Source organism: Nevskia ramosa DSM 11499 (assembly GCF_000420645.1).
Taxonomy (GTDB): Bacteria; Pseudomonadota; Gammaproteobacteria; order Nevskiales; family Nevskiaceae; genus Nevskia; species Nevskia ramosa.
The window spans coordinates 23,976-49,757 of the sequence record NZ_ATVI01000009.1; the positions used below are offsets into that span (position 1 = coordinate 23,976).

The following is a 25,782-nucleotide window of genomic DNA, read 5'->3' on the forward strand; positions in this document are numbered from 1 at the left end:
AATGCTGTTTCAGGATTTGCCGAACTGATACGAAAGCCCGCCGAAGAACCCGCGCGGCGCACCGGGACCGACGAAGGTCGTGTTCTGGTGTTCGTTCGAGTTGTAGTTGAAGCCGCCGGGGCCGATCGCGCCGTTGACGCTGGGCGTGTACGGCGTCACGCCGAGCCGGCCGGCGCTGAAGTAGGTCTGGTCGAGCAGGTTGGTGATCCGGGCGAACACCGTGAAGCCGCGCGGCAACTGGTACGAGGCATCGAAGTTGATGACCGCGTAACCGGGCACGTAGCCCTTCTCGGTGAACGGCCTGCCGCCGGTGAACTGGCTGCCGTTCGAGACGATCGGCCCGAAGCCGTCGGTGATCTGATCGGTGCCTTCGGGCTGGTGGGCGTTGTTCTCGTTGCCGCGCACGAAGGAACGCGAATGAGCGATGGCGCTCAGGCCCAGCTTGAACGCCCGGGTCAGACGCCAGTCGACGCCGGCGGTGAGGTTGTGCAGCGGCACGCCGGGCAGCAATGCGCCGGGATCAATGCGAATCGCTCTGAAGGTGCCGCGGCCGTTGTTGGCATCGGCGGTCGGTGACAGCACGTTGCCGGGCGTCGAGTTCTGGTTGAAATCGGCACTCGAATTGTTCGGGCTCAGCACATAGAACTCGGACTCGAAGGTCGCCGAGGTCAGCGAGTAGCTGGCACGCAGATCGAACTGGCCGGCGCTGCCCTTGATGCCGAGTTCGAAGCCTTCACGGCGGGTCTTGTCGATGGTGTCGAAGAAGCTGCGCGTTGGTGAGGCACCGGCGAAATAGATGTCGTCCTTCAGATCGGTGCGGAACACGCTGGCATTCCATTCCCAGCCGCCGAACACCTGTCCGCGAGCACCGACTTCCGCCGACAGCGAACGGATCTGCGGCAGATAGGGATCGCCGGACAAGGCGGTGGGTAGCGCGCAGGTCGGGCCGACCTGGCTGCGCGGCGCGGTTTGCGGCGGCACATAGACGCCGGTGACCGGATCGATGAAGCCGGGCACGGTCTGGACCGGGGTCGGATCATAGGCGCAGCCCAGTTCGATCACCGACGGCGCACGCGCGCCGCGGCTGACATTGGCGTACAGGTTCACCGTCGGGATCGGCAGCCAGTTCAGGCCGAACGAGGGATTGAACGAGTAGAAGCCGAACTTCTCCCGCGTTACATCCTGGGCTTCACGCGCCAGGTTGTTCGGGATGATCGGCCCGAGCGTGTCCGGGCAGGAGGCCAGATCGTTGGTCGGGCAGAGGATGAAGGTCGGCTCGCGGTTCAGCACCTCGTGAATGTCTTCGCCGATGCGCGCGGTGACCTGGTTGTCGACCTTGTTGATGTTGTAGCGGGCCGACAGGGTCACGAACAGATTGTCGCGAGCGCTCCAGGTTTCGCTGAAGTACGCGCTCCAGGTCCGCGAAGTGCCGTTGAAGGCATTGATGGTCAGCGGATTGGCACCTGCGTAATACAGAGGATCGATGTTGTCCGGATCGAGATAGACGCGGCGGTTGTCATCGATCAGCGCCAGCTGCTGGGTGGCCTTGTAGTCGGCCTTGCTGTCGTCGTAGGAGGCACCCAGCAGCAGCTTGTGATCGTCGAGATTCAGGTTCCACTGCAGCGCGCCGCCGTAGGTGAGCTGGCCAACCCGGGTGCGGGTATAGACGCCGTTCGGTGTGCCTTCGACGACACCGGATGCGGTACCGGTCTCGCCGGTCACCGGGTTGAATCCGTACGCGCCGTTGCGGGCCGTGCCGAGCCTGCGGACGTTGCTGCACAGGCCTTCGAGGAACGGATCGTTTAGCGGTGGCTGGAAGCCGCCGCCGGTAACGGTGTCGCGCAAGCCGTCGCCATTGACATCGGCATATCGGCAGACCGGGTCGTTTGGATTGGTGATCTCCCGGTTGGCCTGGTTGCCGCTGAAGAAAAACTCGTCGAAGTCGTCGTAGGCATCGCCGTTCAGGCTCTTGCGGCGGCTGTCGCGGCGATAGACCTGGGTGGTCAGGCTGGTCTTGTCGGTGAGATCGAACAGGCCGGACAGATTGATCTGCGAGGCCCGGTTGCGGGTTTCGTCCGGCGAGGTGAATACCGCCGAGTGGTCCTCGCGGAACAGCTCGATGGGCACCAGGCCGTTGCCGATCAGGCGGTTCTCGGAAACCAGCGCGCTGGCGGTGATGGTACCGAAATCGAGCCGGTAATCGCCGCGGCCGAAGCCCTGTACCAGCCGGCTCGGCGAGTTGTCGCGCCAGCCGTCTTCATCGAAGTAGTGGACGGCACCGAAGCCGGCCAGCGGCCCCTGGCTGCCACCGGCGGCGACCTGGACCTGGCGCCGTCCGAACGAGCCGGCCAGTGCATCGGCCTCGACGCCCTTGGCGGTGAAGCCGCTCTTCGAGCGCAGGCTGATCGCGCCACCGAGCGTGTTCAGGCCGAACACCGGATTCGAGCCGGGGAACAGATCGAGCCGCTCGATCGCATTGGTCGGCAGCAGATCCCAGTTGACGATGTCGCCGAACGGTTCGTTGACCCGCACGCCATCGAAGAACACCGACAAACCCTGCGGCGTACCCAGCTGCGGGCCGGCGGTGAAGCCGCGGAAGGTCACGTCGACCTGGAACGGATTGCCCTGGTAATCGTTGACGGTGACCGACTGCAGGCGGTTGTTGAAGAAATCGGCGATGCCGATCGAATGCGAGGCGCGAATCTCGTCGGCGGTGGCGCTCTGGATGGCGCTGGGAATCTGGTCGCGGGTCAGGTTCAGGCTAGGCAGCGGGCCGATCGATACCGGCGGCCGATCGCCTTTGACGTCGACTGGGCCCAGCTCGATCTTCGCCGGGCCTTTCGGGCTGTCGGTGGCCGCCGGCGGTGGTGTCGTGTCGGTCTGGGCAAGGGCATCGGCGACGAACATCATCAGGCCGACCGCAAAAAGGCGGGCAGCGGGGCGTTGGCGGAATCGGTTCATGGTTCGCCCCGGGTCAGTCATTGAAGCTGCGATCCGGCGCGGTCAGCAGCTGACCTTGCAGGCTGACTCGGCGATCGCCCGGCCGGTCGCCGAGCAGCACTTCCGGCACCGTGATCGGCGCGATGGTCACTACATGGGCACTCTGGGCATTGGCCGGGCCGATGGTCACCGCCGACAGGCAGCCGGCATCGGTGCAGGCGAAGCTTTCTCCTTGTGCGCGGTCGTACTGGAGCCTTCGGACCAAGCCGGCAGGACTGGCGATGATCGCCAGGGAGGACTCGCTGCGCGCCTGATTGTTGGCGAAGCCGTAGACGTAGTCGCCGAGCTGGGCTCCGGGAAACTGGCCGATGTTGGCGTCACGGATCACGAAACCGCTGACCGTGCCCTCGTCGATGTCATAGGGCGGGCAGACATCCCAGTTGTCGGTTTCGCCTTCGACTCGTACGCGCACCGTTTCGCTGGCAGGAAACTTCGAGCAGTCCGGCGGAATTCGATCGATGCGGTTGCCGAGATTGATGCCGCCATCGAGCGTCACCGGTGTGCCGCCGCTCAGGCTTTGCAGCACCGTGCCGCTCAGGCTCAGCGTTCGCTCGGCATTGGTCAGGTTGCCAAGCGCAATGAACTCGCTCAGCGATGCACCGTTGCAGGCGTCGCCGACGCACTCGAACAAGGGCAGCAGCGCCCGATTGTTTTCATCTTGCTGGAACAGCGTGATGCTCAGCAGCCGATTGCCGTCGACCCGCACTTCCGGCACCGGGAGCACATCGACGCCGGAGCGATAGACATAGCGCGAGCTGGCCACTGCCTCGAATCGAACATTGGCGCTGGCGCACTGCGCCGTCGCGGTGCCATCGGCAAAGGCGACGAACAGCGCCAGTCCTTCGACGCCATCGCAGTTGATTGCCGGCCGGCCCGGTACGCCGCCGATCGCGGTGCCCACCAGCTGCGCGGTGCTGCCGTCGTCGGCGCTCAGCACGGTGTTCGAGAAAGTCAGCGGCCGCGAGCGATCGCTGACTTCGCCGCCGACCATCACCAGGCTGCAGCTCGTCTCGATGCAGCTGTACAGCGGCAGGCCGGAGCGACGCAGCTCGATGCCGATCACCGTGCTGTCGCGCAGCCGCAGGGCGAGCGTGTTGCCGCGGATGTCGAACAGGCGGAACACCAGCACCGAGGCGTCGGCCTCGTCCGGCAGCGCATCGCGGCTGACCGGGCAGAATTGGTAGAACTCAGGCCCCACGGTGATGCCGATCTGCTCGCGGGCGCAGCGCGCCAGTTCGTCGATGCGGTTGTTCGGATAGCTGCCGGGAACGAACTGGTTGCGCGCGATGCTCGCGCTCAATGCGGCGAGCGTGTCGTACATCGGATCGCCTGCCACTTCGGCGAACGGCGTGGTCACCCAGTCGCCAGTGGCGACCGATGCCGGCACGACGATGCCGAGTTCCTGACGCAGCAGGCGCACGACGGTGGCCTGGGCGCTGGTGATCGCGGCATCGGTGAACGGCGCGAAGTCGGCGATCCGCGCGGCGATCGGAATGCCGCCGGCGCTCAGCAGCCGGTTGAAATAGGTCACCGGTTCCTGACGGGCAAGCTCCAGCACCACCAGTTGGGTCAGCGGCGTGACGTTGATCGTGCCGCTGTTCGCCCGCGTGACCGCTGCGAGCTTGAGCGGAACGGCGTCCGGGTTGGCGAGCGGATCGGCGCTGCCGATCACCAGATAGGGCGCGGTCAGCGCCGCCAGCGGCACGATGAATTGGCCGTTCTGGCCAAAGCGGCCGTCACGAGGAAAGGTGCCATTGCTGGCCACCTGAACCTCGATACGCGAGGTCGCCTGGCCAATGCTGACGATGCCGGAGAAGGTCGGCAGCACCGGCGGCGGATCGGCGATGCGGCCGTTGTCGCGGCCACAGCCGGCGAGCAGCGCCGCTGCGAGCAGGCTGGAAACGCAGCGCAGGCGCTTGTTCATGCGCGCCTCCGCCGTCGTACCAGCAACAGCGCCAGCAGCCACAGCGGATTCATCGCACCGCCGCCGCCCGATGACGGCGCCGGACCAGGACCGGGGCCGGGCCCGGGTCCTGGATCGGTGGCCGCTGCCGTCGTGGTCCGGTACTGGGCGCTGAGATTGCCGATGGCCACGGTGGTCACCGTCGTGGTGCCGGGACGATCGGAACTGGTGTGGCGCACGCGCAGGCTGTCACCGTTGGCGATGATGCCGACCGGCGTCACGAACGGCCCGCCGTTGATCGAGTACTCGCCGTTGATGACCGAGATCGGCGTCGGCACTTCGATGCCGCTGACCGTGATCGCGTTCGAGACCTGCGCGGTCAGCAGCGCGGTGCCATCGACGGCCGTGAACGCATAGGCATCCGGCGCGGTATCGGCAGCGCGGGTGGTGACCACGAAGTCGCCGGCGACACCGCCGATGGTCAGGGTCGCCCGGCTGGTGGTGGTGAAGCCGGCGGCCGCGATGTGCTCGACTCTGATCGCTGCGCCATTACCGACCAGCCCCGGCTCCGCGGTGAACGCCGCGCCGTTGACCGAGTAGCGGCCGTTGGCGACGGCGATCGGCACCGGTGCTTCGAGGCCGGCGACGAACACGGTCGCCGAGATCACCGTGTCGCCCGGCACCGCGCCGCTGATAGCTGCGATCACGAAGGCATCGGGGATCACATCCGCCGCTCGCGTGGTGACGTTGAATCCGGCTGACACGCCGCCGATGTTCAGGGTCGCCGTGGTGGTGGACGCGAAGTCGCTGCTGGCGGTTTGCTGCACGCGCACGTTGTCGCCGTTGGCGATGCTGCCGGTTTCCGCCGTCGCCGCGCCGCCGTTGATCGAGTACTGGCCATTGACCACGCTGATCGTCGCCGGTGCTTCGATGCCGCTGACGATTACCGCGCCGCTGCTGATCACGGCCCCCGGTTCTGCGTTGTTGAACGGCGCGAAGCTGAAGCCGTTCGGCACGGTGTCGGCACCGCGGGTGGTGACGCTGAAGCTGCCGGTGACGCCGCCGAGGTTGACCGTCGCCGTCGTCGTGGTTGCCGGCAGACTCGCCGCCGTCTGCTGCAGGCGCAGGCTGTCGTTGTTGCTGATCAGGCCGGCGAGGGCGGTGAACGGCCCGTTGTTGATCGAATACAGGCCACCGGAAACCGTGATTGCCACCGGCACTTCGAGACCACTGACGACGCTGGTCGCCGAAGTCACCAGCGCACCGGGTTCCACACCGGTCACCGAAGCGAAGCTCGGCGCATCGGCGGTGAAGTCGCCGGCGCGGGTGGTGACCGTGAACGTGCCCTGCTGGCTGCCGATGCTCAAGCTGGCCGATACCGGCGTCGAGAACTGTGCCGAGGCGGTCAGCCGCAGGCGCACCGTGTTGCCGTTGTCGACCGTGCCCGGCGTGGCGGTGAACGCGCCGCCGTTGATCGAGTACAGACCGCCGGTGACGCTGATCGCCGCCGGCCCTTCGAGGCCTGAGACGGTGATCGCGGCCGAGGTCACGGTGGCGCCGGGTTCGGCGTTGCTGACCGGCGCGAAACTGAACGCGCCCGGCGTGCCGTCGGCGGTTCGGGTGGTGACGTTGAAGCCGCCGCTGACGCCGCCGATGGTCAGCGTCGCCGTCGTCGTGGTCGCCGGCAGATTCGAGGCGGCGCGCTGCACACGCACCGTATCGCCGGCATTGACCAGAGTGGCACCACCGACGAACGCCCCGTTATTGACCGAGTACAGGCCGCCGCTGATCGAGATCGGCGTCGGCGAATTGATGCCGGCGACGGTGATCGAGTTGGAGATCACCAGGCTGTTCAGTTCGGCGCCGGTAGCCGGCGTGAATGCGAACGGCGCCGGTGTGGTGTCCGGTGCGTCGACGGTGGTGACGCTGAACGGAATCGCCAGGCCGCCGATGTTCAGCGTGGTGACGGTGGTCGTCGAGAACGCGGTCGAGGCCGACTGTTGCACGCGCACCACGTTGCCATTGCTGACGGTGCCGATCATCGCGTTGGTGAATGGCCCGCCGTCGATCGAGTACAGGCCGTTGCTGACGGTGATCGAGGCGGCCTGCTCCAGGCCGGAAATGCTGATCGAATCTGAAGTCACCGTGGCGCCCGGCGTGGCGCCGGTGACCGGCGTGAAGGCGACCGCATCCGGCGTGGTGTCGGCGCCGCGGGTGGTGACGCTGTAGCTGCCGCTGACGCCGCCGATGACCACGGTGGCCACGGTAGTGGTCTCGAAGGCAGTCGACGCCGTCTGCTGCACGCGCACGGTATCGAGGTTCGACACATTGCCGGCAGCCGCGGTGAACGGCCCGCCATTGATCGAGTACAGACCACCGCTGACGGTGATCGGCGAGGGCGACTGCAGCCCGGTGATCACCGCGCTGTCGGACACCACCGTTGCGCCCGGTTCGGCGTTGCTGAGGGCCGGGAAGCTGAACGGCAGCGGTACCTTGTTGCCATCGCGGGTGCGGACGGTGAAATCCGCCGACACGCCGCTGATGCTCAAGGTGGCGGTGACCGTGGTCGAGAAATTTGCCGACGCATTGGTGCGGACGCGGATGCGCTCGCCGCCGAAGACCTGAGTTGGATCAGTGACGAAATCGCCGCCATCGATGTTGTAGCTGCCGTTGACGATCGACAGGTTCGCCGAGGTGTCGATGCCGGCGATGATGATTTCGTTACTGGTCTGCGTGCTGCCGGGTTCCACACCCGTGATCGGGTTGAACGAGAAAGGCTCGACCGTGAAGTCGCCATCGCGAACGGTGATGGTCACCGGCACATCGGTGAAGCCGGTGCCGCCGTCGTTGTCGGTGACCGTGAGTCGGAACGTCAGTACCGAGGTCGCATCAAGTTCGGGGGTGGTGAAGCCTGCGTTGTTGGCCGAGAAAGCATTGTCGATGCTGACTTCCGGGCCGCTGACCTGGCTCCAGCTGAACTTGCTCACTGCGCCATCGCTGTCGCTGCTGCCGTCGTCGAACAGGCTGACGCCGTTACCGGGACCGGAGACCGTCGGATCGGCCTGCGCACGGGCGACGGGCGCTGTGTTCGGCGACAGCGGCAGCGACGCCAGCACCGCGTCGCGGTCGGCAGCACGATCGGCGTACTCGCTGTTGACGTGCACGTACTGCACTTCAGCCGCCGGATCGTTCAGCTCGTTGGTGACCAGGATGTGATCGCTGGCGCGCGCATTGCCGGAGACGATCTGCGTGTAGCGCTCGGCGGCATCGGCCACCCGCAGCACGCCGAGATTGACCAGCGCCGGCAACGTGCCTTCGCTGTCGCCGGTACCGAGCGGGCCGTTGCGCAGGATGCGCAGCGGCGGCCGGAAGTCATCAGCGTTGAAATCGCCGAGCACGATCACCCGCAGCCGGGCATCCAGGGCCAGCGCGTTGCGGACGAACGTGTGGATGGCCGTCGCCTGCAGTCGCCGCTGTCCATCGCTGGCAGCCTGCGCAGACTGGTTGAGACCGGTGAGGCTGTCGTCACCGTCGGTCTCGATGAAATGGCTGCCGACCAGCAGCAGGTTGCGGCCATTGAAACGATAGCCGGCGACCAGCGGCTTTCGGCTGTTGGCGAACGCCGGGATTTCCGGACGCAGCAAGGCCGGCGACAGGTTCGGCGTGATCGGGCCGATGGTCTGGCCGGACAGCAGGGCAATGAAGCTGCCGGGCCCGCCGGCACCGGAGACCCCCGGGTTCGGGCTGACCCGCGCCGGGTTGTACAACTGCACGATGCGGCCGTTGGCGCCGCGCAGACCCCCGTCGGCGTTATTGCTCGGATCGATCTGCAACGCGACATAGGCCGGGCCGCCGGCCGAGCTGATCGCGTTCAGGAGCCCCTGGATGGTGGCGGCGGCCGTGACGACGCCGTCGTCTGCCGCACCGCTGTCGTCCTGGATGCCGCTCAGATTGATGATGTCCGGCGCGCCGAGGCGGCTGACGATCTGGCTGGCGATGCGGGCAAAGCGGGTGGTCTCGGCCGGCCCCAGATTGCCGAGCGCGTAGGTGACCACGCTCAGGCGATCGCCACCGGGAGCGATCCGGCTCGAGTCCACCGGCAGCGCATTGCGAGTGACGGCGGGTGCTGCGGTCAGGCGCAGCGCGAAGCTGCCGTTGTCATAGCTCAACACACCGCGCGCCAAGGCCAGGGTGTCGCCGACATCGGCGACCGGGCCAGCGATGCCTGGCAGGCCGCCGCTGAGGCGGATGCGCTCGGGGTTGTAATCGATGACGCCGGGGCTGCGCTCGATCACCGTCAGGCCGCCGCGAGCGTTGCTGCCGGTCGCGTTCGCGCCGTTGTCGCCGACCACCCAGAGATTGCCGTTGCCGTCGCTGGGGCCGATCACCCGGGCATTGCTGACCTGCACCAGCATGCCTTCCAGGCTTTCGAAGAAATCGAGGCCGTCCTGCGCTGGATCGAACACCGTCGTGGTGCTGGTTTCGAGATTGCCGGTGCTGTCGTTGTCGATGATCTCGGCCGGCGGCACTCGGCCGCCGGTGCCGATGGTGGTCGCCGCAACGGTGCCGTTAGCGAACGGGAAGGCGCTGGCCGAGACCGTGCCGGCGACGATTTCGGTGACCGACAGATTGTTCAGGCCGTTCAGTCCGCCCGGACGGAACTCGTTGACCCGGCCGCTGACTGCGACCTTGCTGCCAATCGTGACCGCCGGCGCGCCGGCGGTGCGGACGAATACCGCATCCGAGGTTGCCGGATTGCCATCGCCATCCGGGTCCTGCAGATAGAAACCGTCGGCGGCGATTGCAGTGACGATGCCCGGCACATCGGTGACTGTCTGACCGACCAGCGGCGAGCGATGCGCCACGCCCTGGATCTGATAGACGCGTGCTCCGACCGTCGTCGGCACGGCTTCGTTGTCGGCGATCGTCACGCCGACCCGGTCCGGCGTGCCGCGCACGGCGTTGTCCAGCGTATCGAGCACCACGGCGATGGTTTCAGCGCCTTCGAATACCGCGTCATCGCTGGCGGTCAGCGTGATGCTGCCGGTGGTGGCGCCGGGCGCGATGGTGATCGTGCTTGCCGACGGCGTGTAGTCGACACCGTTCCGGGCGAATTCCGCGAAGCGCAGGCCGACGGTGACCGGATCGGTGAATGCTGCCGACAGGGTCGCGGTGATCGTGGCAACGCCGCCGTTTTCGTTGATCGTCGTGGCGTTGGTCGACAGCGACACGTTCGGGCGCGGCGTCACCGTTGCCGCCGGACTGGCGAGGTTGCGCGGGTTGGCGGCGACCGGATCGCCGGGAAAATCGACGGCGTTGTCGTCGCTGTCCTGTGGCTGGCCACCGACCACGCGGCGGTAGTAGGCGACATCGGCAACGCCGGTATTGACCGTCGCGCGTCCGGCACCTTCACGGCAATGGCTGCCGGCCGGCTGGGCAACGGATACGGGTGAGCCGATGCCGTCGCGAACGGCGCCGGTTGCATCGAGGATCTGGATCCCGGACCGACCGTTGAAGGCCATGGTCAGGAATTCGGAAAGCTGATTGAAGAAAGCGTCTGCCGGCGTGCTGCGGGCGTAGCCCGATCCTCCCAGCAGGAAGTACCCGCGCGGGGGCAGCACGAAGCTGCCTTCGATCGTGCCTTGCGCGAGGAACGTGGCCGTCGTGCTGCCGAAGCAACTGCGGATGGTCCAGCCGTTCAGATCGACCGGCGTGGTGCCGGCATTGAACAGTTCGATGAAATCATCGTTGGGCCCACCGGGCCCGCGCGATGCGAACTGGCTGATCACCACGCCGCTGGCGTCCTGGGCCTGTGCAGCAGGCGTGAATGACGACAGCAACAGCGTGGCAAGCGCTGCCGACACGACGACCTGCTTCATGATCAAGCTCCCTTCCGCGCGAACCGTTTTTGTTCGCTTGATGCGGAGGCAGGAGCCGGATCACCGGTCCCTCTGAATCAACATCAAGCTTTATGCTCCCATCAGCCAGTAGCGGCGATAGGGAGTTGCTGGATGCAGGGACGGTACGGGTCTGGAAGGACTGCCAGATATGGGATTTATTCCCGGATTACCCCGGAAAACTTCCCGATCGCGAACCGGAAATCGGCTTTGAAAAGCCATTGCCCATACTGAAGCTCCGGAGCTTTCCCCGGAATTTCTGCGCATCTGGGAACGGCGTGGAGCGGCTAGCCGCCCTTGCCTTTGCTTTTACCCTTGGGCCTGGTCGCCGACGGCGGCGCGCCGACGGTTTTCAGCAGCGCCACGCAGTCGTTGTCATCACCAAGACCGAGCTGGACCGTGGGGATCAGCGCGGCCAGCGGGGTGGCGACGACGCCCAGTATGGCCGCAGCAGCACCCCGCAGCGCCAGCGATTTGTACTCCGGCGCAACGCTGGGTGACTTCAGCGGGCCCTTGATGATGATCGGCGCGGGCAGGGAGCCGATGTTGAAGTGCTTCGGCTCGGTCTTCAGCTTGTAGTCGATCTTCTCGTCGGTGAGATTGATCGCGCCGCTGCCGATGACATTGGCCTCGGTGGTATCGAGCAGCAGGGTGCGGGTGTCGACCTGTCCGTCCTTGAGGCCGAAGTCCGCGATCATGCAACGCAGGTCGGTGCGGCGCGGAATGCCGATCGCCGACAGCAAGGCGTTGCCGAGATCGAGACCGGCGAGGTCGATCAGGATGGCGCTGAGATCGCCGCCGGTCATGAACAGCTTCAGCTGGCCATCACCGCGGCCGAGCATGGTCTTCAGCGAGTTGCCGGTGGTGTCGATCCGGCCGGAGCCGGCGATCACGCCGGTGCCGCGGAAGATCGTGCTCTTCTTCAGGATGTGGCCGAGATCGACCTTGCGGAAGTCGATATCGGCCACCGCATGCACCTGATCCTGCTGGCCATCGAGCGCGATGTTCAGCGCGATCGCGCCAGTGCCGACGGCGAAGCTCAGCGGTTTCATGGTCAGCTTGCCGTCGACGATATCGAGCACGGCAATGATATTGTCGAGCGGCAGGTCATCGGTTTCGATGCGCTCCGCCTTGTAGCTGACATGCATGTCAGCAGCGCGCAGCTTTGGCAGGTTGATCGGCTGATCCGGCAGCAGTGTCGCCTTCGCTTCCTGCTTGTCACGCTCGGCCTTCTGCTGCTTCGTGTCGTTGGCGGCACCATCCTTCCCCGGAGGCGCGCCGATGAAGCCGGCGAGATCGGCAAACACGACTTTCTGGGAAACGAGATTCGCAGTGATCTCCGGGCGATCCTTGCGCGGCAGGTAGTAGAGATCACCGCCCAGATCGCTGGAACCGACGACGCCATGAAAGTCGGTGAAGCGGATCTTCTGCTCGCTGTAGTCGAGCATCCCCTTGAGCTTGTAGGGCGGCGTTTCCGGCAGCGGGATGTTGGTCAGCGGGAACAGGGCGGCGAGATCATTGCCCTGCAGTTCAAGGCTGACATTGGCGCCGCCAAAACGTAGCGGATCGAGCAGGGTGCCGTTCAGGGCGATCTTGGTCGCGCCGTTCGCCGCAGTGAAATCGATCTTGTAAGGATTGGCCGGATCGCGCAGCCCGAGCACGGCACCGCCGATCAGTTTGGCGGTGATGGCTTGGGCGCTGTAACGGCCATCGGCAGTGATGATGATCTTCGCTTCGGCGCCGGCGTCCGCATTCTCGGTGTGCGCGGTCAGCACGAAATCGGCCTTGTGGGCCGGATCGAGGACGTGCGCCGTGCCGTCGATGATGCTGAGCGTGCCGATGTCGATCGTGGGGCCGGGCTGGTTCGGATCGCCCGGCGGCAGGTCGAGCACCCAGTTGCCAGCACCCGACGGCGCCGGCCGCAGGTCACCGCGCAGGCGATCGATGATCAGATCCGGCAGCACTACCTTGCCGTCGAACAGCGCCCAGGGATTGATGTGCACGCTGAGCTGGCCGACGCTGGCCAGCGAGCCGTCGGGCATTTCCGGGGTCATCTCCGGCGGATTGGCGACGACGATGTCGTCGACAATGATCCACGGATGCCAGCGCAGCTTGACGTCGAGATTGGCGATCGTCACCGGGCGGTTCAACGCCGCCGAAGCACGTGATTCCAGCAGCGGCTTGAACCAGTTCCAATCCCACAGCAGCACCACGAGCAGGATGAGGATCAGCAGGATCGCGATCAGCTTGGCGCCCAATGAAGAAGCGAAACGGCGCTCGGGCTGCCGGCGTGGCTGGAGGGTGGTCGGCATGGTCAGGCGGCTCTTGATGGCGAGTTCGAACCCATGGGGCAGCAGGAAACGAGCCCGCAGGCTGCCTCGACGCCTGTTATTGCACCAATTGGTTCAGGTTGAAGATCGGCAGCAGGATCGCCAGCACGATCAATAGCACCACGGTGCCCATGGTCAGGATCAGGATCGGTTCGAACAGGCTCATCAGCGCCGAGATCAGCGTTTCCAGTTCGCGTTCCTGATTTTCGGCGGCGCGATCGAGCATGTCGTCGAGCTTGCCGGAGGATTCGCCGGAGGCGATCAGATGCATCGTGATCGGCGGAAACAAGCGGCTTTCGGCGAGTGACTTGTTCAAGGAGGCGCCTTCACGGACACGCTTCGCCGCCGCGTCGATTGCTTCCTTCATCGGCAGGTTTTCCACCACCTGCGAGCCGATCCGCAGCGCATCGAGAATCGGTACACCGGCACCGAACAGAATGCCCAGGGTGCGCATGAAGCGGCCGGTGTTGGCACCGCGCACCAGACGGCCGATCAACGGCAGGCGCAGCACCCAGAGGTGGTACTTGCGACGGAAGCCGTCGTTCCTCAGCGCACGACGGAACACGAACACGCCGAGCAGCAGCGCGATGAAGATGCCGAAGCCGAAGTGCTGCAGGAACTCGCTGGTCGCGATCAGGCCCTTGGTCAGCGGCGGCAGGTCGGCGCCGATCGAATCGAACACGCCGACGACTTTCGGCACCACGTAGGACATCAGCAGCGAGATCACGCCGATCGCGACGAAAGTCAGGATCGCCGGATAGAAGGTTGCCAGCATCACCTTGCTGCGGATCGCCTGCGAGCGCTCGGCATAGTCGGCGAGGCGTTCGAGTACCGAATCGAGCTTGCCGGCCGATTCGCCGGCTTCGATCGTCGCCCGGAACAGAGTCGGAAAGGCGCCGGGAAATTCGCCCATCGCCCGCGCCAGGCTGTTGCCCTCGGTGACGCGCGAACGCACGCCCAAGGTCACGCGCTGGACGCGCTTCGATTCGCTCTGCTGCGACACCGCCGCGAGCGCTTCATCGAGCGGCAGGCCGGAGCGGGTGAGCGTCGCCAACTGGCGCGTGAACAGCGACAGCTCGGTGGAGTTCAGGCTGCCGCCACGAGTGATTGGCAGGTTGGCCCGCGAGCTGCGGCTGCCCTTGTCGTCCACTTCCTTGATTTCCAGCGGCGTCAGGCTGCGGTCGCGCAGCAGCTGGCGAACCTGGCGCTGGGTATCGCCCTCGATCAGGCCCTTGACCTGGCGGCCGCGGGTGTCGAGCGCGCTGTATTCGTAGGCGGACATGAGGACGGCCGGAGGCCTAGCTTTCCTCGATCGTCACGCGCAGCACTTCACTCAGGGTGGTGTCGCCGGCGATGACCTTGTTGCGTCCGGACTGCAGGATACCCGCGCCGCGCTCGCGGGCGGCGGCTTCGAGGATCTGCTCGGAGGCATTGTCGTGGATCAGCGCTTCGAGCTTGCGATCGACTTCGATGATCTCGTGGATGCCGCTGCGGCCGGCGAAGCCGGTGTGCCGGCACAGCGGGCAGCCGACCGGCCTGTACAGCAGCAAGTCGGTGCGATGCGGCACGCCGAGCTGTTCGAGTTCGGCAAGCTTCGGTTCGTACGGCGTCTTGCAGTGCTTGCACAGGGTGCGCACCAGACGCTGCGCCATCAGGCCGACGAGCGACGACGATAGCTGGTAAGGCTCTACACCCATGTCGCGCAGACGCGTGACGGCGCCGACGGCAGTGTTGGTATGCAGGGTAGACATCACCAGATGGCCGGTCTGTGAAGCTTGCACGGCGATCTGCGCGGTATCGAGATCGCGGATTTCGCCGACCATCACCACGTCCGGATCCTGACGCAGGATCGCGCGCAGGCCGCGGGCGAAAGTCATCTCGACACGCAGGTTGACCTGGGTCTGGCCGACGCCATCGATGTAGTACTCGATCGGGTCTTCGACGGTCATGATGTTGCGGCTGCGGTCGTTCAGGGTTGACAGCGCCGAGTACAGGGTCGTCGTTTTACCCGAGCCGGTCGGGCCGGTGACCAGCATGATGCCGTAGGGGCGATTGATGATCCGCTTCAAGGTCGCGGTCTGGACCGGATCGATGCCGAGCTGTTCGAGATCGAGGCGCTCGGCCTGCTTGTCGAGAATACGCATGACCACCCGCTCGGCATTGCCGCCGGTGGGGATCGTCGATACACGGACGTCGACCTTGCGGCCGCCGAACGCACGACTGATGCGGCCGTCCTGCGGCAGGCGTTTCTCGGCGATGTCGAGCTTGGCCATGATCTTCACGCGCGAGACGATCTTCGGCGCCAGCGAGCGCGGCGGATTGAGGATTTCGCGCAGCACGCCGTCGATGCGGAAGCGCACCGTCACCCGGGTCTCGAAGGTCTCGATGTGGATGTCCGAAGCGTTTTCCTTGATCGCTTCGACGAGCAGGCCGTTGATGAACTTGATGATCGGCGCGTCGTCATCGGTTTCCAGCAGGTCCTGCGCTTCGGCGAGCGCGGCACTCAGGCTGTCGATATCGGCGCTGTCTTCTTCGAGGCCGTCGGCAAGCGCGGCGCTGGCGCCGGTCTGGCCTTCATAGGTTCGCTGCAGCAATGCGTCGAATTCATCGAGGCTGACATTGCGCATCTTCACCGGGCGCCGCACGAAGCGCCGCGCTTCCTGCACGGCATCGATGCTGACGCCAGGACGGCAGACCAGTTCGACGGCGTCGCCGCGGTCGACCGAGACGATCAGTCCGTGCCGTTTCGCGAACGCGAACGGTGGCCGGCGGAGGACGGGGCTCGCAGCTTCCATGACAGTGCTTGCCTTCGGCTCAGTTGCCAGACGGTGCGGGCGGTGCGGCCGTGCCGGGCGCTGGAGTTGGGACCTGTTCAGGCCCCGGCTCCTGGACCATCGGCGGCGAAACGGTATTCGCGTCCTTGGCCGCCTGCTGGTCGGCCGCGTAGTTCTCGAACGGTGCGAGCACCGGACGCGCGCCACCGATCAGCGGCACGGCGCCCTGCGCGGCGCGGATTTCGGCGTTGCGCACACCGTCATAGCGCTTGCGGGTGTAGTAGTCGGCGTCCTTGCGGTCGTCGAGGATCACCGGATGAATGAAGATCATCAGGTTGGTCTTGGCCTTGCGAACCGAGCGCGACTTGAACAGCGCGCCGATCACCGGAATGCTCGACAGCAGCGGGATGCGGCTCTGCGAATCGGTCAGCTGGTTGTCGATCAAGCCGCCGATGAACAGGATCTGATCGCCTTCCACGGACACCGAATTGGTCACCGTGCGCTTATTGGTGATCAGGCTCGCGGTGCCGGCGCCGCCACTGGCGATACCGGAGCTTTCCAGATCGATCTTCAGCTTGATGCCGTTGTTCTCGTTGACCGTCGGCGTGATGCCGAGCTTCAGGCCCACTTCCTTGCGTTCGATGGTCTGGAACGGGTTGACCGAACCGTTGTTGGCGCCGCCGCTGCCAGTGTTCGAGAAGCTGCCGGTCAGGAACGGCACTTCCTGGCCGACCGACAGCTTCGCTTCCTCGTTATCGAGCGTGGTCAGCTGCGGCGTGGCGAGAATGTTGGTGTCGCCATCGGAAGCCAGTGCGCGCAGGAGCACGGCGAAGAACGAACCGCCGGAAGTAAAGCCGCCGATGCCGGCCGTGGCGCCGGAACCGATCAGTGACGCAGCCGCCGTGACCAAGGTGCTGGCACCACCGGTGGCCACCGCGGCGCCGGTACTGGCGGCGCCGCTGGCTGCCGTGGCCAGCGACGACAAGGCGCCCTGGGTGCTCTGGTTGAGGATGCCGGTGATCGCGCCGGTGCTCGGGCTGTAGGCCGCGTAATCGAGGCCGAGTTCGCTGGCCTTGGTCGCGCTGACTTCGGCGATGATCGCTTCGACCAGCACCTGGCGGCGGCGGATATCGAGCTGGCTGATGACGTTGCGGATCGCCAGCATCGCTTTCGGCGCCGCGGTGACGACCAGCGAATTGGTGTCCTTGTCGGCGATCACACGGGTGCCATCGGCGCCGCCGCCACTGGACGATGCTGCGGCTGGTGCCGCGCCGCCTGCCGCGGCGCTGGCACCGGGACGCGAACTGGCGCTGGCTGCCTGGGCGTAGCCTTCCAGAATCGGCGCCAGGTTTTCCGCACTCGCGTAGTTCAGATAGAAGACCTGGGTATCGCCGCCGCTCGGGCCGGGCTGATCCAGGCGTCGGACGATTTCGGCCATCCGGCTGCGTTCGCCTTTCTCGCCGCCGATCAACACGCTGTTGCTGCGCTCGTCGGCAATGACGACGCCGGTCTGGGCGGTTGGATCGGCCTGCTTGCTGGCCTGCGACAAGGTCGTGAGGATGCGCACCACGTCGGTGGCGGCAGCGTTCTCGAGCTTGACCACTTCGATCTCGCGATCGCCGCTCTGATCGATCTGCGCGATCAAACGCTCGATGCGCATGACGTTCGAGGCGCGGTCGGAAATGATCAGCGAGTTGTTGCCGGCATAGGCCGCAAAGTGGCCGGACTGGCTGATCAGCGGCCGCAGGATCGCCACCAGCTGCGAAGCCGAAACGTTCTGCACCGTGTAGACGTGGGTGACGATCTCGTCGAAGGGTACGCCGCGACCATTGGAGATCAGACCGCCACCGTCGGTACGGGCGTTGGTTTCCGGCACGATCTTGATCGCGTCACCGGCCGGGATCGCCGCGAAGCCCTGCACCTGCAGCACGGCCAGGAAGGTCTGGTAGACGCCCGCGGCATCCATCGGGCTGGCCGATACCACGGTGACCTTGCCGCGCACGCGAGGATCGATGATGAAGTTCTTGCCGGTCACTTCGCTGACCGTCGCGATCAGCGTCGAGATTTCCGCATCCTTCAGGTTCAGCGTGACTTCCGCACCGCGGTTGCGCCCCTGGGCCTGGGCCTGGGTCAGCACCGCGCTGCCGGTGGCCGCCACGAGCAGTGCTGCGGACAGCGTCAGCACAGTCTGTTTCAGGGTATTGCGTGCGTTCATGGCGAGGATCGGAAGAGCATTCGGTTACGGCGGTGGAGCTGATGAAGCCGCCGGTGTCACTTATTCGAGATTGATGCTGAAGTTCTGTGGCTGGCCGCCGCGATCGACGGTGAGATTGATCTGGGCGCTCTGACTGAGATCGGTCAGCAATTGCAGCGAGCGGGACGGATCGTTCAATGCCACGCCGTTCACCGAGGTGACGACATCGCCGGGTCGCAGGCCAGCCGCCGCGAACATCGCCCGATCGCGGCCTGGATAGATGCGGTAACCGGACAGGCCGCCGCCGGTGTTGACCGGCTGCACGCGGATGTAATTGGCGGCCTTGGACGGATCGGCCAGGATTTCCGAGCGGATCTCGCCGAGCGAGGTCAGGATGTCGCTCTCGCCGTCGGAGTTTGGAGTTTCGACCAGATCGTCGCTGACCTGCGAGGGCAGCAGGCTGCCGCCCGGGTTGTCCTTGTCGAGCCGCAGCGTCTCCAGCTTGCCGCCGCGCAGCAGGATGACGCGATCCGGGAAGATTGCCTGCAACTGCACGCCGCGGGCGATGTCGTCGCCGACGGCATAAGGCTTCTCGTCGCCACCCTGGGTGGCGATCAGTGCCCGCGACTGGCGGTCCTTGTCGTTGCGACCGTTCGACAGGATGCCGAGCAGGGTCAGGTTCAGCTGGGTATCCGGCGCGGCGGCGAGATCGGAGAGCGCAGGATCGGCTGGCGCCGTGTACTGACCGAACAGATGAGCGTTGGCAACCCTGCCAAGATCGACACCCGCCTTGGCAGCGGTACGCGGTGACGTGGCCGCTGCCGGTTGCCACTGGGCGCTTTCCGGTACCGGAACCAGGGCCCAGACCAGACTCGCCGCGATTTTGGCGATCACCAGGACCAGCAGCAGATTCGCCAGATCCGGCAGGCGACGACCATAGCGAGCCGCGAGCGCAGGCATTGCGCCGGGCAGGGCATTGAGTCGTGAACGGGAAAAAGTGGCCATCGGCGGCATGATAACGGGGCTTTGACAGCGGCGGGAATAATGTGGTGCAGCCACGAGACATCGAACGGAGTTGCTGCGCTCGCTCCGTCTACAAGATTGCTGCCAGCGGCCTCCGGCTTCGGCAGCGCTGGACAATTCGGTACACTTCAGCCATGTCAGACCGCGACACTCGAAGCAATCAGGATTCCGGCACCGGCCTCATCGTCGATGAGGCGAAACCGCGCCTGCAACAGCCGCCGATGTACAAGGTGGTGATGATCAACGACGACTTCACGCCGATGGAGTTTGTCGTGCAAGTGTTGCAAACGTTCTTTCATCACACGCGCGAACAGGCCGTGCAGATCATGCTGCAGGTTCATCAGGTCGGGCGCGGCACGGCCGGCATCTTTCCGGCCGAAATTGCCGAGACCAAGGTAGCCCAGGTCAACAGCTTCGCGCGCAAGAACCACCATCCCTTGCTGACGGTGATGGAAAAGGTCTAAGACCAGACCCGATTCGGATCTTCGTTCGCTGCGGGCGCTCGTCGCCTTTCTGACACATGGGCGGTGACGTTTTCCCGCCTCTGCCTGCCCGAGCACCGTTTCAAGCCAGCTTCAGGCCATCGTTCGAAATCGCTGTCGGCATGCCGACTGAACGGCTCACGACGTTTGCGCCCGCAATCGATACCGCTTGCCGGCAGAATCACGGGGCATCGTCGCCCTTGTCTCAACGGTTTCGAAATGGTGCGCCTTTTGCGTACTCCTATTTCGGTTGACGACATTGCATGATGGGGCTGGAAAAGCCTCCATCACTGCCCCAACGTACCGACATCACCCGTTCAGGAAGCGACCATGCTCAGCGATGAACTGCAGAAAGCTCTTGATGCCGCATTCCTTGCGGCGCGTAGTGACGGTCATGAGTTGCTGACCGTCGAACACCTGCTGTTGGCATTGCTGTCCGACTCCAACGTCAGCGAAGTGCTGACCGCCAGCGGTGGCGATCTCGACAAGCTGGAAACCGGCCTGCGTGAATACATCACCCAGAACATCCACTCGAACAAGGATGCCGGCGGCAACCAGGAAGTACAGCCGACGCTGTCCTTCCAGCGCGTGCTGCAGCGGGCGATCTATCACGTGCAGGCTTCCGGCAAGAAGCGTGTGTCGACGCTGAACGTGCTGGTGGCGCTGTTCGCCGAGAAGGACACCCACGCGGTCTATCTGCTCAACGAGCAGGGCGTGACCCGCCTCGACGTCGTCAATTACATCAGCCACGGCATCGCCAAGAACAACCAACCGGCCGCGCCGCAGGAGCAGCAGAACGACAACGAGGACAAGGATGAGTCCGGCAAGAGCAGCGGCAAGTCCGCGCTCGAGCAGTTCGCCGTCAACCTCAACCAGCGCGCCATGCGGGGACTGATCGATCCGTTGATCGGCCGCGCCCACGAGATGGAGCGAGTGATGCAGACGCTCTGCCGCCGGCGCAAGAACAATCCGCTGCTGGTCGGTGAAGCCGGCGTCGGCAAGACCGCGATCGCCGAAGGCCTGGCCTGGCTGATCACCGAGAACCGCGTGCCGGAACTGCTGAAGGACGGCATCGTCTTCAGTCTCGATCTAGGCAGCCTGATCGCCGGTACCAAGTACCGCGGTGATTTCGAGAAGCGCTTCAAGAGCGTGATCTCGGAATTGGCGCGGACCCCGGGCGCGATCCTGTTCATCGACGAAATTCACATGATCATCGGCGCCGGTGCGGCTTCCGGTGGCGTGATGGACGCGTCGAACCTGCTGAAGCCGATGCTGGCCAACGGCGAGTTACGTTGCATCGGCTCGACCACCTACCAGGAATACCGCGGCATCTTCGAGAAGGATCGCGCACTGTCGCGGCGCTTCCAGAAGGTGGACGTGCCGGAACCGAGCGTGCCGGAAACGATCCAGATTCTCGAAGGCCTGCGCGCCCGTTTCGAAGAGCACCACCAGGTGCACTTCACCAGCGGTGCGATCCGCAGCGCCGTCGAACTGGCGGCCAAGCACATCACCGATCGGCATCTGCCGGACAAGGCGATCGACGTCATCGACGAAGCCGCAGCCCGCCTGCGCCTGCTGCCCGAGGCCAAGCGTCGCAAGACCGTGCAGGTTCGTGACATCGAGGAAACCGTCGCCAAGATCGCGCGGATTCCGCCGAAGAGCGTGTCGTCCAGCGACAAGGACCGCCTGGCCACCCTGGAACGCGATCTCAAGCTGGTGATCTTTGGCCAGGATGCTGCGGTCGAAACACTGTCTTCGTGCATCAAGCTCGCGCGCTCAGGCCTCGGCAATCCGGACAAGCCGATCGGCAACTTCCTGCTCGCCGGTCCTACCGGTGTCGGCAAGACCGAAGTCACGCGCCAGCTGGCCAGCCAGTTGGGCATCGAGCTGATCCGTTTCGACATGTCCGAGTACATGGAGCGGCATACGGTGTCGCGCCTGATCGGCGCGCCTCCGGGCTATGTCGGTTTCGATCAGGGCGGTCTGCTGACCGAAGCGGTGATCAAGCATCCGCATGCGGTGGTGCTGCTCGATGAAATCGAGAAGGCGCATCCGGACGTGTTCAACCTGCTGTTGCAGGTCATGGATCACGGCACCTTGACCGACAACAACGGCCGCGCGGCGGACTTCCGCAACGTGATCCTGGTGATGACGACCAATGCCGGTGCCGAGGAATCTTCACGGCGCGGGATCGGTTTCACCGAAGCGAACCACTCGACCGATGCGCTGGAAGTGATTCGTCGCGGTTTCTCGCCGGAATTCCGCAACCGTCTCGACGCGATCATCCCGTTCGCGCCGCTGGGCAAGCGCGAGATCGCCCGCGTGGTCGACAAGTTCCTGATGCAGCTCGAGGAACAGCTGGCGGCCAAGCACGTGACGATGGATGTCGAGCAGGAAGCGCGCGACTGGCTGTGCGAGCACGGCTACGACGTCAAGATGGGTGCCCGGCCGATGGCGCGGACGATCCAGGAAAGCATCAAGCGTCCGCTCGCCGAGGAACTGCTGTTCGGCAAGCTCGCCCATGGTGGTCGCGTCACCGTCAAGGTCACCGACGACGACAAGATCGGCTTCGAGATCGAGGCCAAGGAGAAGTCGGTGGTGGCGGTCGAACCGGCTTGACGCTTCAGCGCTGAATCGAGAAAGCCCGCGAAAGCGGGCTTTTTCTTGGCTGTCGCTCCCGGCCGGGAAATTGGCTGGGTAGGCAGCAGACGCTTGAACTGGATCCCCGCCTGCGCGGGGATGACGTTTCAATGCAGCAGAAACGTTACTTGTCGCGGAACGTGATCCGACCCTTGGTCAGGTCGTACGGCGTCAGCTGCACGGTGACCTTGTCGCCGGTCAGGATGCGGATGTAGTTCTTGCGCATGCGCCCGGAGATATGGGCGGTGACGATATGGCCATTTTCGAGCTTGACCCGGAACGTCGTGTTCGGAAGCGTTTCGGCGACGATGCCGGGCATTTCGATGTGATCTTCTTTTGCCATTAGGGCCACGGAGTTTGAGGAGGCGGGATTATCCGGGAACGAACCCGGACTGGCAATTCCTGCCTCAAATGTCAACCAGATCCTGCCAGCTGCCGTTGCGCAGCACTTGCAGCGGATGGAAGCGTTTCTTGTAGTCCATCTTCGCGCTGTCGGGCACCCAGTAGCCGAGGTAGACATAGGGCAGCCGCTGGATCTGGGCCTGTTCGATCTGACTGAGGATCGCGTAGGTGCCAAGGCCACGGGTCGGTGCTTCCGGCTCGAAGAAGGTGTAGACGGCGGACAGGCCGCGCGGTACGCGATCGACCACCGACACTGCCATCAACGGGCTGTCCGGCTGATCGCCGGCGCGGAACTCCCAGAACTCGGTCGCGCCCCAGCCGCAGGCGAGGAATTCCTCGAAGGCCTTGGCATCGTCGGGATCCATGCCGCCATCGCGATGGCGGGCGGCGAGGTAGCGGCGATAGAGCGCGTAATGCTCGTCGTTGAGCGTCGTCTTGATCGACAGCACCAAGTCGGCGTTGCGCTTCCAGCAACGGCGCTGGGCGCGATCCGGCACGAACTCGCCGACCACGATGCGCGCTGACTGGCAGGCGCGGCAGTTCAGGCACATCGGGCGATAGGCGTAATCGCCGCTGCGCCGGAAGCCCTGATCGAGCAGCGCGCCGTACAGCGCCGGTTCCAGCGGAAACGCCGGATCGACGAAGGCGCTGCGTGCATGTCGCTCCGGCAGGTAGCCGCAGGCATGCGCGCTTCCCATCAGCAGGCGGAGGCTTTGCATGGTCATGGCGAAAACCGATGCAAGAACGGTGCGCGCCAGAGGCTCATGCCAGCAGCCCGGAAAAGTGCTGCTGCAAGTCCGGCACCTCGATGTCGTAACGCCAGAGACCGACCCGCGATGGCGATTGCAGCGCAACGCGCAGCCGCGACAGGAAGCGCTCGCGGGAAATCTCCACCGCGCCGAGAGTGCGCAGATGCTGGGACGCGATCTGGCAATCGATCAGCTCGAAAGACCAGGACTTCAATTGCTGGCACAACCAGTACAGCGCCAGCTTCGAGCAGTCGGTCTCGGTGCTGAACATCGATTCGCCGAAGAACACATGGCCGAGCGCGACGCCATACAGCCCGCCGACCAGCCGGCCGTCGCGCCAGACCTCGGCCGAATGGGCATGGCCGGCTTCCCGCAATTCCAGATAGGCACGCTTCATGTCGGCGCCGAGCCAGGTGCCGTGGCTGCCACGTCGCGATTCGGTGCAGCCGTCGAGCACCTCACCGAAAGCGCGATCGAGCGTCACCGCGTAATCCGGCTTGCGGATGCGCTTTTCCAGCGAATGCGAGATGTGAAACTGATCCGGCTCCAGCACCGCACGCGGGTCCGGGCACCACCACAGGATCGGCTCGTTCGGGTTGTACCAGGGAAAGATGCCGCCGGAGTAGGCGCGCAGCAGTCGGTCGACAGACAGATCACCGCCAATCGCCAGCAGCCCGTTGGGATCGCGCATCGCGCGATTCGGCGGAGGGAAAGGCTGGTTCGGGTCACGCGGGTCCAGCCAGTGCAGGCGGACCGGGTTATCCATCCCGGTTACTCATCTTGGGCTGCCCCGGCCGGATTCACGATGCGCTTGTACGGCGTGTGCTCGTCGAGCAGCGCTTCGCGCTGTTCGACATACGCGCGCTCGCGTTCGAGATGATCGCTGACCGCATCGAACAATCGCGGCTCGGCCAGCCAGTGCGCCGAACGGGTGATCTGCGGCGTGAAGCCGCGTGCCAGCTTGTGTTCGCCCTGGGCACCGGCATCGAAATGCTGCAGGCCTTCGCGGATGCAGTAATCGATGCCTTGGTAGTAGCAGGTCTCGAAATGCAGGCTGTGATAGCGATCGGCCGCACCCCAGTGACGCCCGTAGAGCGTATCGCCACCGCGCAGCGTGATCGCCACTGCCACCATTGCCGAGTCCTCGTATGCCAGCACGAGTCTAACCGGCGTGTCGGTCTGTCGTCCGTAGTCGAGAAAGAATTCCGGGGTCAGATACGGCGCCTGGCCGCGCTCGGCGTAGGTGCTCGCATACAGCGCATATACCCGCGTCCAATCGGCTTCGCTCAACTCGTGACCGGCACGGATCTCGAAGCGGATGCCGGCCTCGGCGACCCGGCGGCGCTCGCGCAGAATCTTCTTGCGCTTGTCGCTGGTGAAGGTCGAAACAAAATCGGTGAAATCGCGATAGGCGCCGTTTGGCCCTTGGTTGAACCAGTGGAATTGCACATCGTTGCGTTCGACCAGTCCGGCACTCTGATACGCCGCAAAGTCGGCGTCGTCGACGAACAGCGCATGGCAGCCGGACAGTCCGGCGGAGCGGGCGATATCGGGCAGTCGACCGGCGATCAGGTGACGGGCAATGTCGTCGCGAGCACCGAGCCGTGGCCCGCTGCACGGCGTGAACGGAATCGCATTGATCAACTTCGGGTAGTACGACTGGCCGATGCGCCGGCTGGCGTCGGCCCAGGCGAAATCGAACACGAATTCGCCGTAGGAATGGCCCTTCGCATACAGCGGCGCGATGGCGGCAATACCCAGCTCATCGCTGAGCACGACATGACACGGCGACCAACCCAGTTCCGGGCTCACGCAACCGTGTTCTTCCAGAGCACTCAGGAAGGCATGCCGCGTGAACGGATAGGCAGCCGGGAACAGCGCGTTCCACTGCTCGGCGGGCAGCGACGCGACGCGGTCGAGATGTCTGACGCGCATTGCGTCGCTGCGGGTTCCGGAACGTCCGGTTGCTGAGGGAGGCTGGCCTCAGTGAAACGTTAGTGCTGCGACCTCGGCCCCACGCAGCGCCCATTGCACGCAGGTGTCGTGCTCGAAGCGGGAAATCTTTTCTTCGTCCGACGGCGGAGCCGCTTCGGCGAGACGGCCATCGGAGTCGAACTTGATGGCAGCGCCCGCCGTCTGGATCTTCATCTCGGCAGCGGCTTCATCATCCCAGGACACCTGCAGATAACGCACGCGACGCTCGGCAAACTCAGGCAGCTTGTTGGAGCCGGCCGCGATCAACGCGGCTTCGGCCGGGGAAAATTCACGGATTGCACCGTCCGGGGCCAGCACGAAATGACGCACTTCCATAGTCATCGCAAACCCTCCGAGTTCCAGATTTTTGGCAGTTAATGGCAGTTCTTGTCTGACAGAAACATGACGCTGACC

Annotated in this window: 15 protein-coding genes; 2 read left to right on the plus strand and 13 right to left on the minus strand. The window is 64.9% G+C overall.

Features of this window, described 5'->3' with window-relative positions; translation table 11 throughout:
• Positions 1–9: 9 nt before the first annotated feature.
• The 8 genes from G513_RS23395 to gspC form a co-directional block, all read right to left on the minus strand.
• A complete protein-coding gene (locus G513_RS23395) occupies positions 10–2,961 on the minus strand; it encodes a TonB-dependent receptor (protein ID WP_022977756.1) in 2,952 nt (983 codons plus the stop codon).
• Between the two features lie 13 nt (positions 2,962–2,974).
• Positions 2,975–4,924: a hypothetical protein gene (locus G513_RS0115425; protein WP_156891720.1), complete on the minus strand. Its 1,950-nt coding sequence runs from the start codon at positions 4,922–4,924 to the stop codon at positions 2,975–2,977.
• Positions 4,921–10,782, minus strand: coding sequence for a DUF8508 domain-containing protein (locus tag G513_RS23400; RefSeq protein ID WP_156891722.1), 5,862 nt, complete (start codon positions 10,780–10,782; stop codon positions 4,921–4,923). Before G513_RS23400 ends, G513_RS0115425 begins: the two co-directional genes overlap by 4 nt.
• Before the next feature lie 305 nt (positions 10,783–11,087).
• Positions 11,088–13,112, minus strand: a complete 2,025-nt coding sequence (locus G513_RS23405) for an AsmA family protein (protein WP_084711570.1) — start codon at positions 13,110–13,112, stop codon at positions 11,088–11,090.
• Positions 13,113–13,188: 76 nt separating this feature from the next.
• Entirely contained in the window at positions 13,189–14,412 is a 1,224-nt protein-coding gene (gene gspF / locus G513_RS0115440; RefSeq protein ID WP_022977760.1) for a type II secretion system inner membrane protein GspF, read from the minus strand.
• Positions 14,413–14,428: 16 nt separating this feature from the next.
• Positions 14,429–15,925, minus strand: a complete 1,497-nt coding sequence (gene gspE, locus G513_RS0115445; protein ID WP_022977761.1) for a type II secretion system ATPase GspE — start codon at positions 15,923–15,925, stop codon at positions 14,429–14,431.
• Positions 15,926–15,944: 19 nt separating this feature from the next.
• Complete coding sequence (gspD, locus tag G513_RS23410; RefSeq protein ID WP_022977762.1) at positions 15,945–18,119, minus strand: type II secretion system secretin GspD; 2,175 nt, start codon at positions 18,117–18,119, stop codon at positions 15,945–15,947.
• A 60-nt stretch (positions 18,120–18,179) separates the two neighbouring features.
• On the minus strand, positions 18,180–19,103 hold the full coding sequence (gspC, locus tag G513_RS0115455) for a type II secretion system protein GspC (protein WP_169560668.1): 924 nt from the start codon (positions 19,101–19,103) through the stop codon (positions 18,180–18,182).
• Between the two features lie 152 nt (positions 19,104–19,255).
• Here gspC and clpS point away from each other — a divergent pair, with 152 nt between their 5' ends.
• Together clpS and clpA are read left to right on the plus strand one after the other, a co-directional pair.
• A complete protein-coding gene (gene clpS / locus G513_RS0115460) occupies positions 19,256–19,585 on the plus strand; it encodes an ATP-dependent Clp protease adapter ClpS (protein ID WP_022977764.1) in 330 nt (109 codons plus the stop codon).
• A 348-nt stretch (positions 19,586–19,933) separates the two neighbouring features.
• A complete protein-coding gene (clpA, locus tag G513_RS0115465; RefSeq protein WP_022977765.1) occupies positions 19,934–22,222 on the plus strand; it encodes an ATP-dependent Clp protease ATP-binding subunit ClpA in 2,289 nt (762 codons plus the stop codon).
• A gap of 145 nt (positions 22,223–22,367) precedes the next feature.
• On the opposite strand, the gene infA is transcribed toward clpA, so the two are convergent.
• The 5 genes from infA to G513_RS0115490 all read right to left on the minus strand — a co-directional run bounded on the left by infA (position 22,368) and on the right by G513_RS0115490 (position 25,710).
• Complete coding sequence (gene infA / locus G513_RS0115470; protein ID WP_022977766.1) at positions 22,368–22,586, minus strand: translation initiation factor IF-1; 219 nt, start codon at positions 22,584–22,586, stop codon at positions 22,368–22,370.
• 64 nt (positions 22,587–22,650) lie between these two features.
• The gene (locus G513_RS0115475; RefSeq protein WP_028475611.1) at positions 22,651–23,370 is read right to left on the minus strand and encodes an arginyltransferase; all 720 of its coding nucleotides are present in this window, start codon (positions 23,368–23,370) and stop codon (positions 22,651–22,653) included.
• Positions 23,371–23,407: 37 nt separating this feature from the next.
• Positions 23,408–24,160, minus strand: a complete 753-nt coding sequence (aat, locus tag G513_RS0115480; RefSeq protein WP_022977768.1) for a leucyl/phenylalanyl-tRNA--protein transferase — start codon at positions 24,158–24,160, stop codon at positions 23,408–23,410.
• 5 nt (positions 24,161–24,165) lie between these two features.
• Entirely contained in the window at positions 24,166–25,329 is a 1,164-nt protein-coding gene (locus G513_RS0115485; RefSeq protein ID WP_022977769.1) for a GNAT family N-acetyltransferase, read from the minus strand.
• 48 nt (positions 25,330–25,377) lie between these two features.
• The gene (locus tag G513_RS0115490) at positions 25,378–25,710 is read right to left on the minus strand and encodes a hypothetical protein (RefSeq protein WP_028475612.1); all 333 of its coding nucleotides are present in this window, start codon (positions 25,708–25,710) and stop codon (positions 25,378–25,380) included.
• Positions 25,711–25,782 lie beyond the last annotated feature (72 nt).

Bases quoted from the DNA above. Each gene is read 5' to 3' on its own strand.
- G513_RS23395 (WP_022977756.1), bottom strand. From the start codon at position 2,961: ATGAACCGATTCCGCCAACGCCCCGCTGCCCGCCTTTTTGCGGTCGGC.
- G513_RS0115425 (WP_156891720.1), bottom strand. From the start codon at position 4,924: ATGAACAAGCGCCTGCGCTGCGTTTCCAGCCTGCTCGCAGCGGCGCTG.
- G513_RS23400 (WP_156891722.1), bottom strand. From the start codon at position 10,782: ATGAAGCAGGTCGTCGTGTCGGCAGCGCTTGCCACGCTGTTGCTGTCG.
- G513_RS23405 (WP_084711570.1), bottom strand. From the start codon at position 13,112: ATGCCGACCACCCTCCAGCCACGCCGGCAGCCCGAGCGCCGTTTCGCT.
- gspF (WP_022977760.1), bottom strand. From the start codon at position 14,412: ATGTCCGCCTACGAATACAGCGCGCTCGACACCCGCGGCCGCCAGGTC.
- gspE (WP_022977761.1), bottom strand. From the start codon at position 15,925: ATGGAAGCTGCGAGCCCCGTCCTCCGCCGGCCACCGTTCGCGTTCGCG.
- gspD (WP_022977762.1), bottom strand. From the start codon at position 18,119: ATGAACGCACGCAATACCCTGAAACAGACTGTGCTGACGCTGTCCGCA.
- gspC (WP_169560668.1), bottom strand. From the start codon at position 19,103: ATGGCCACTTTTTCCCGTTCACGACTCAATGCCCTGCCCGGCGCAATG.
- clpS (WP_022977764.1), top strand. From the start codon at position 19,256: ATGTCAGACCGCGACACTCGAAGCAATCAGGATTCCGGCACCGGCCTC.
- clpA (WP_022977765.1), top strand. From the start codon at position 19,934: ATGCTCAGCGATGAACTGCAGAAAGCTCTTGATGCCGCATTCCTTGCG.
- infA (WP_022977766.1), bottom strand. From the start codon at position 22,586: ATGGCAAAAGAAGATCACATCGAAATGCCCGGCATCGTCGCCGAAACG.
- G513_RS0115475 (WP_028475611.1), bottom strand. From the start codon at position 23,370: ATGACCATGCAAAGCCTCCGCCTGCTGATGGGAAGCGCGCATGCCTGC.
- aat (WP_022977768.1), bottom strand. From the start codon at position 24,160: ATGGATAACCCGGTCCGCCTGCACTGGCTGGACCCGCGTGACCCGAAC.
- G513_RS0115485 (WP_022977769.1), bottom strand. From the start codon at position 25,329: ATGCGCGTCAGACATCTCGACCGCGTCGCGTCGCTGCCCGCCGAGCAG.
- G513_RS0115490 (WP_028475612.1), bottom strand. From the start codon at position 25,710: ATGACTATGGAAGTGCGTCATTTCGTGCTGGCCCCGGACGGTGCAATC.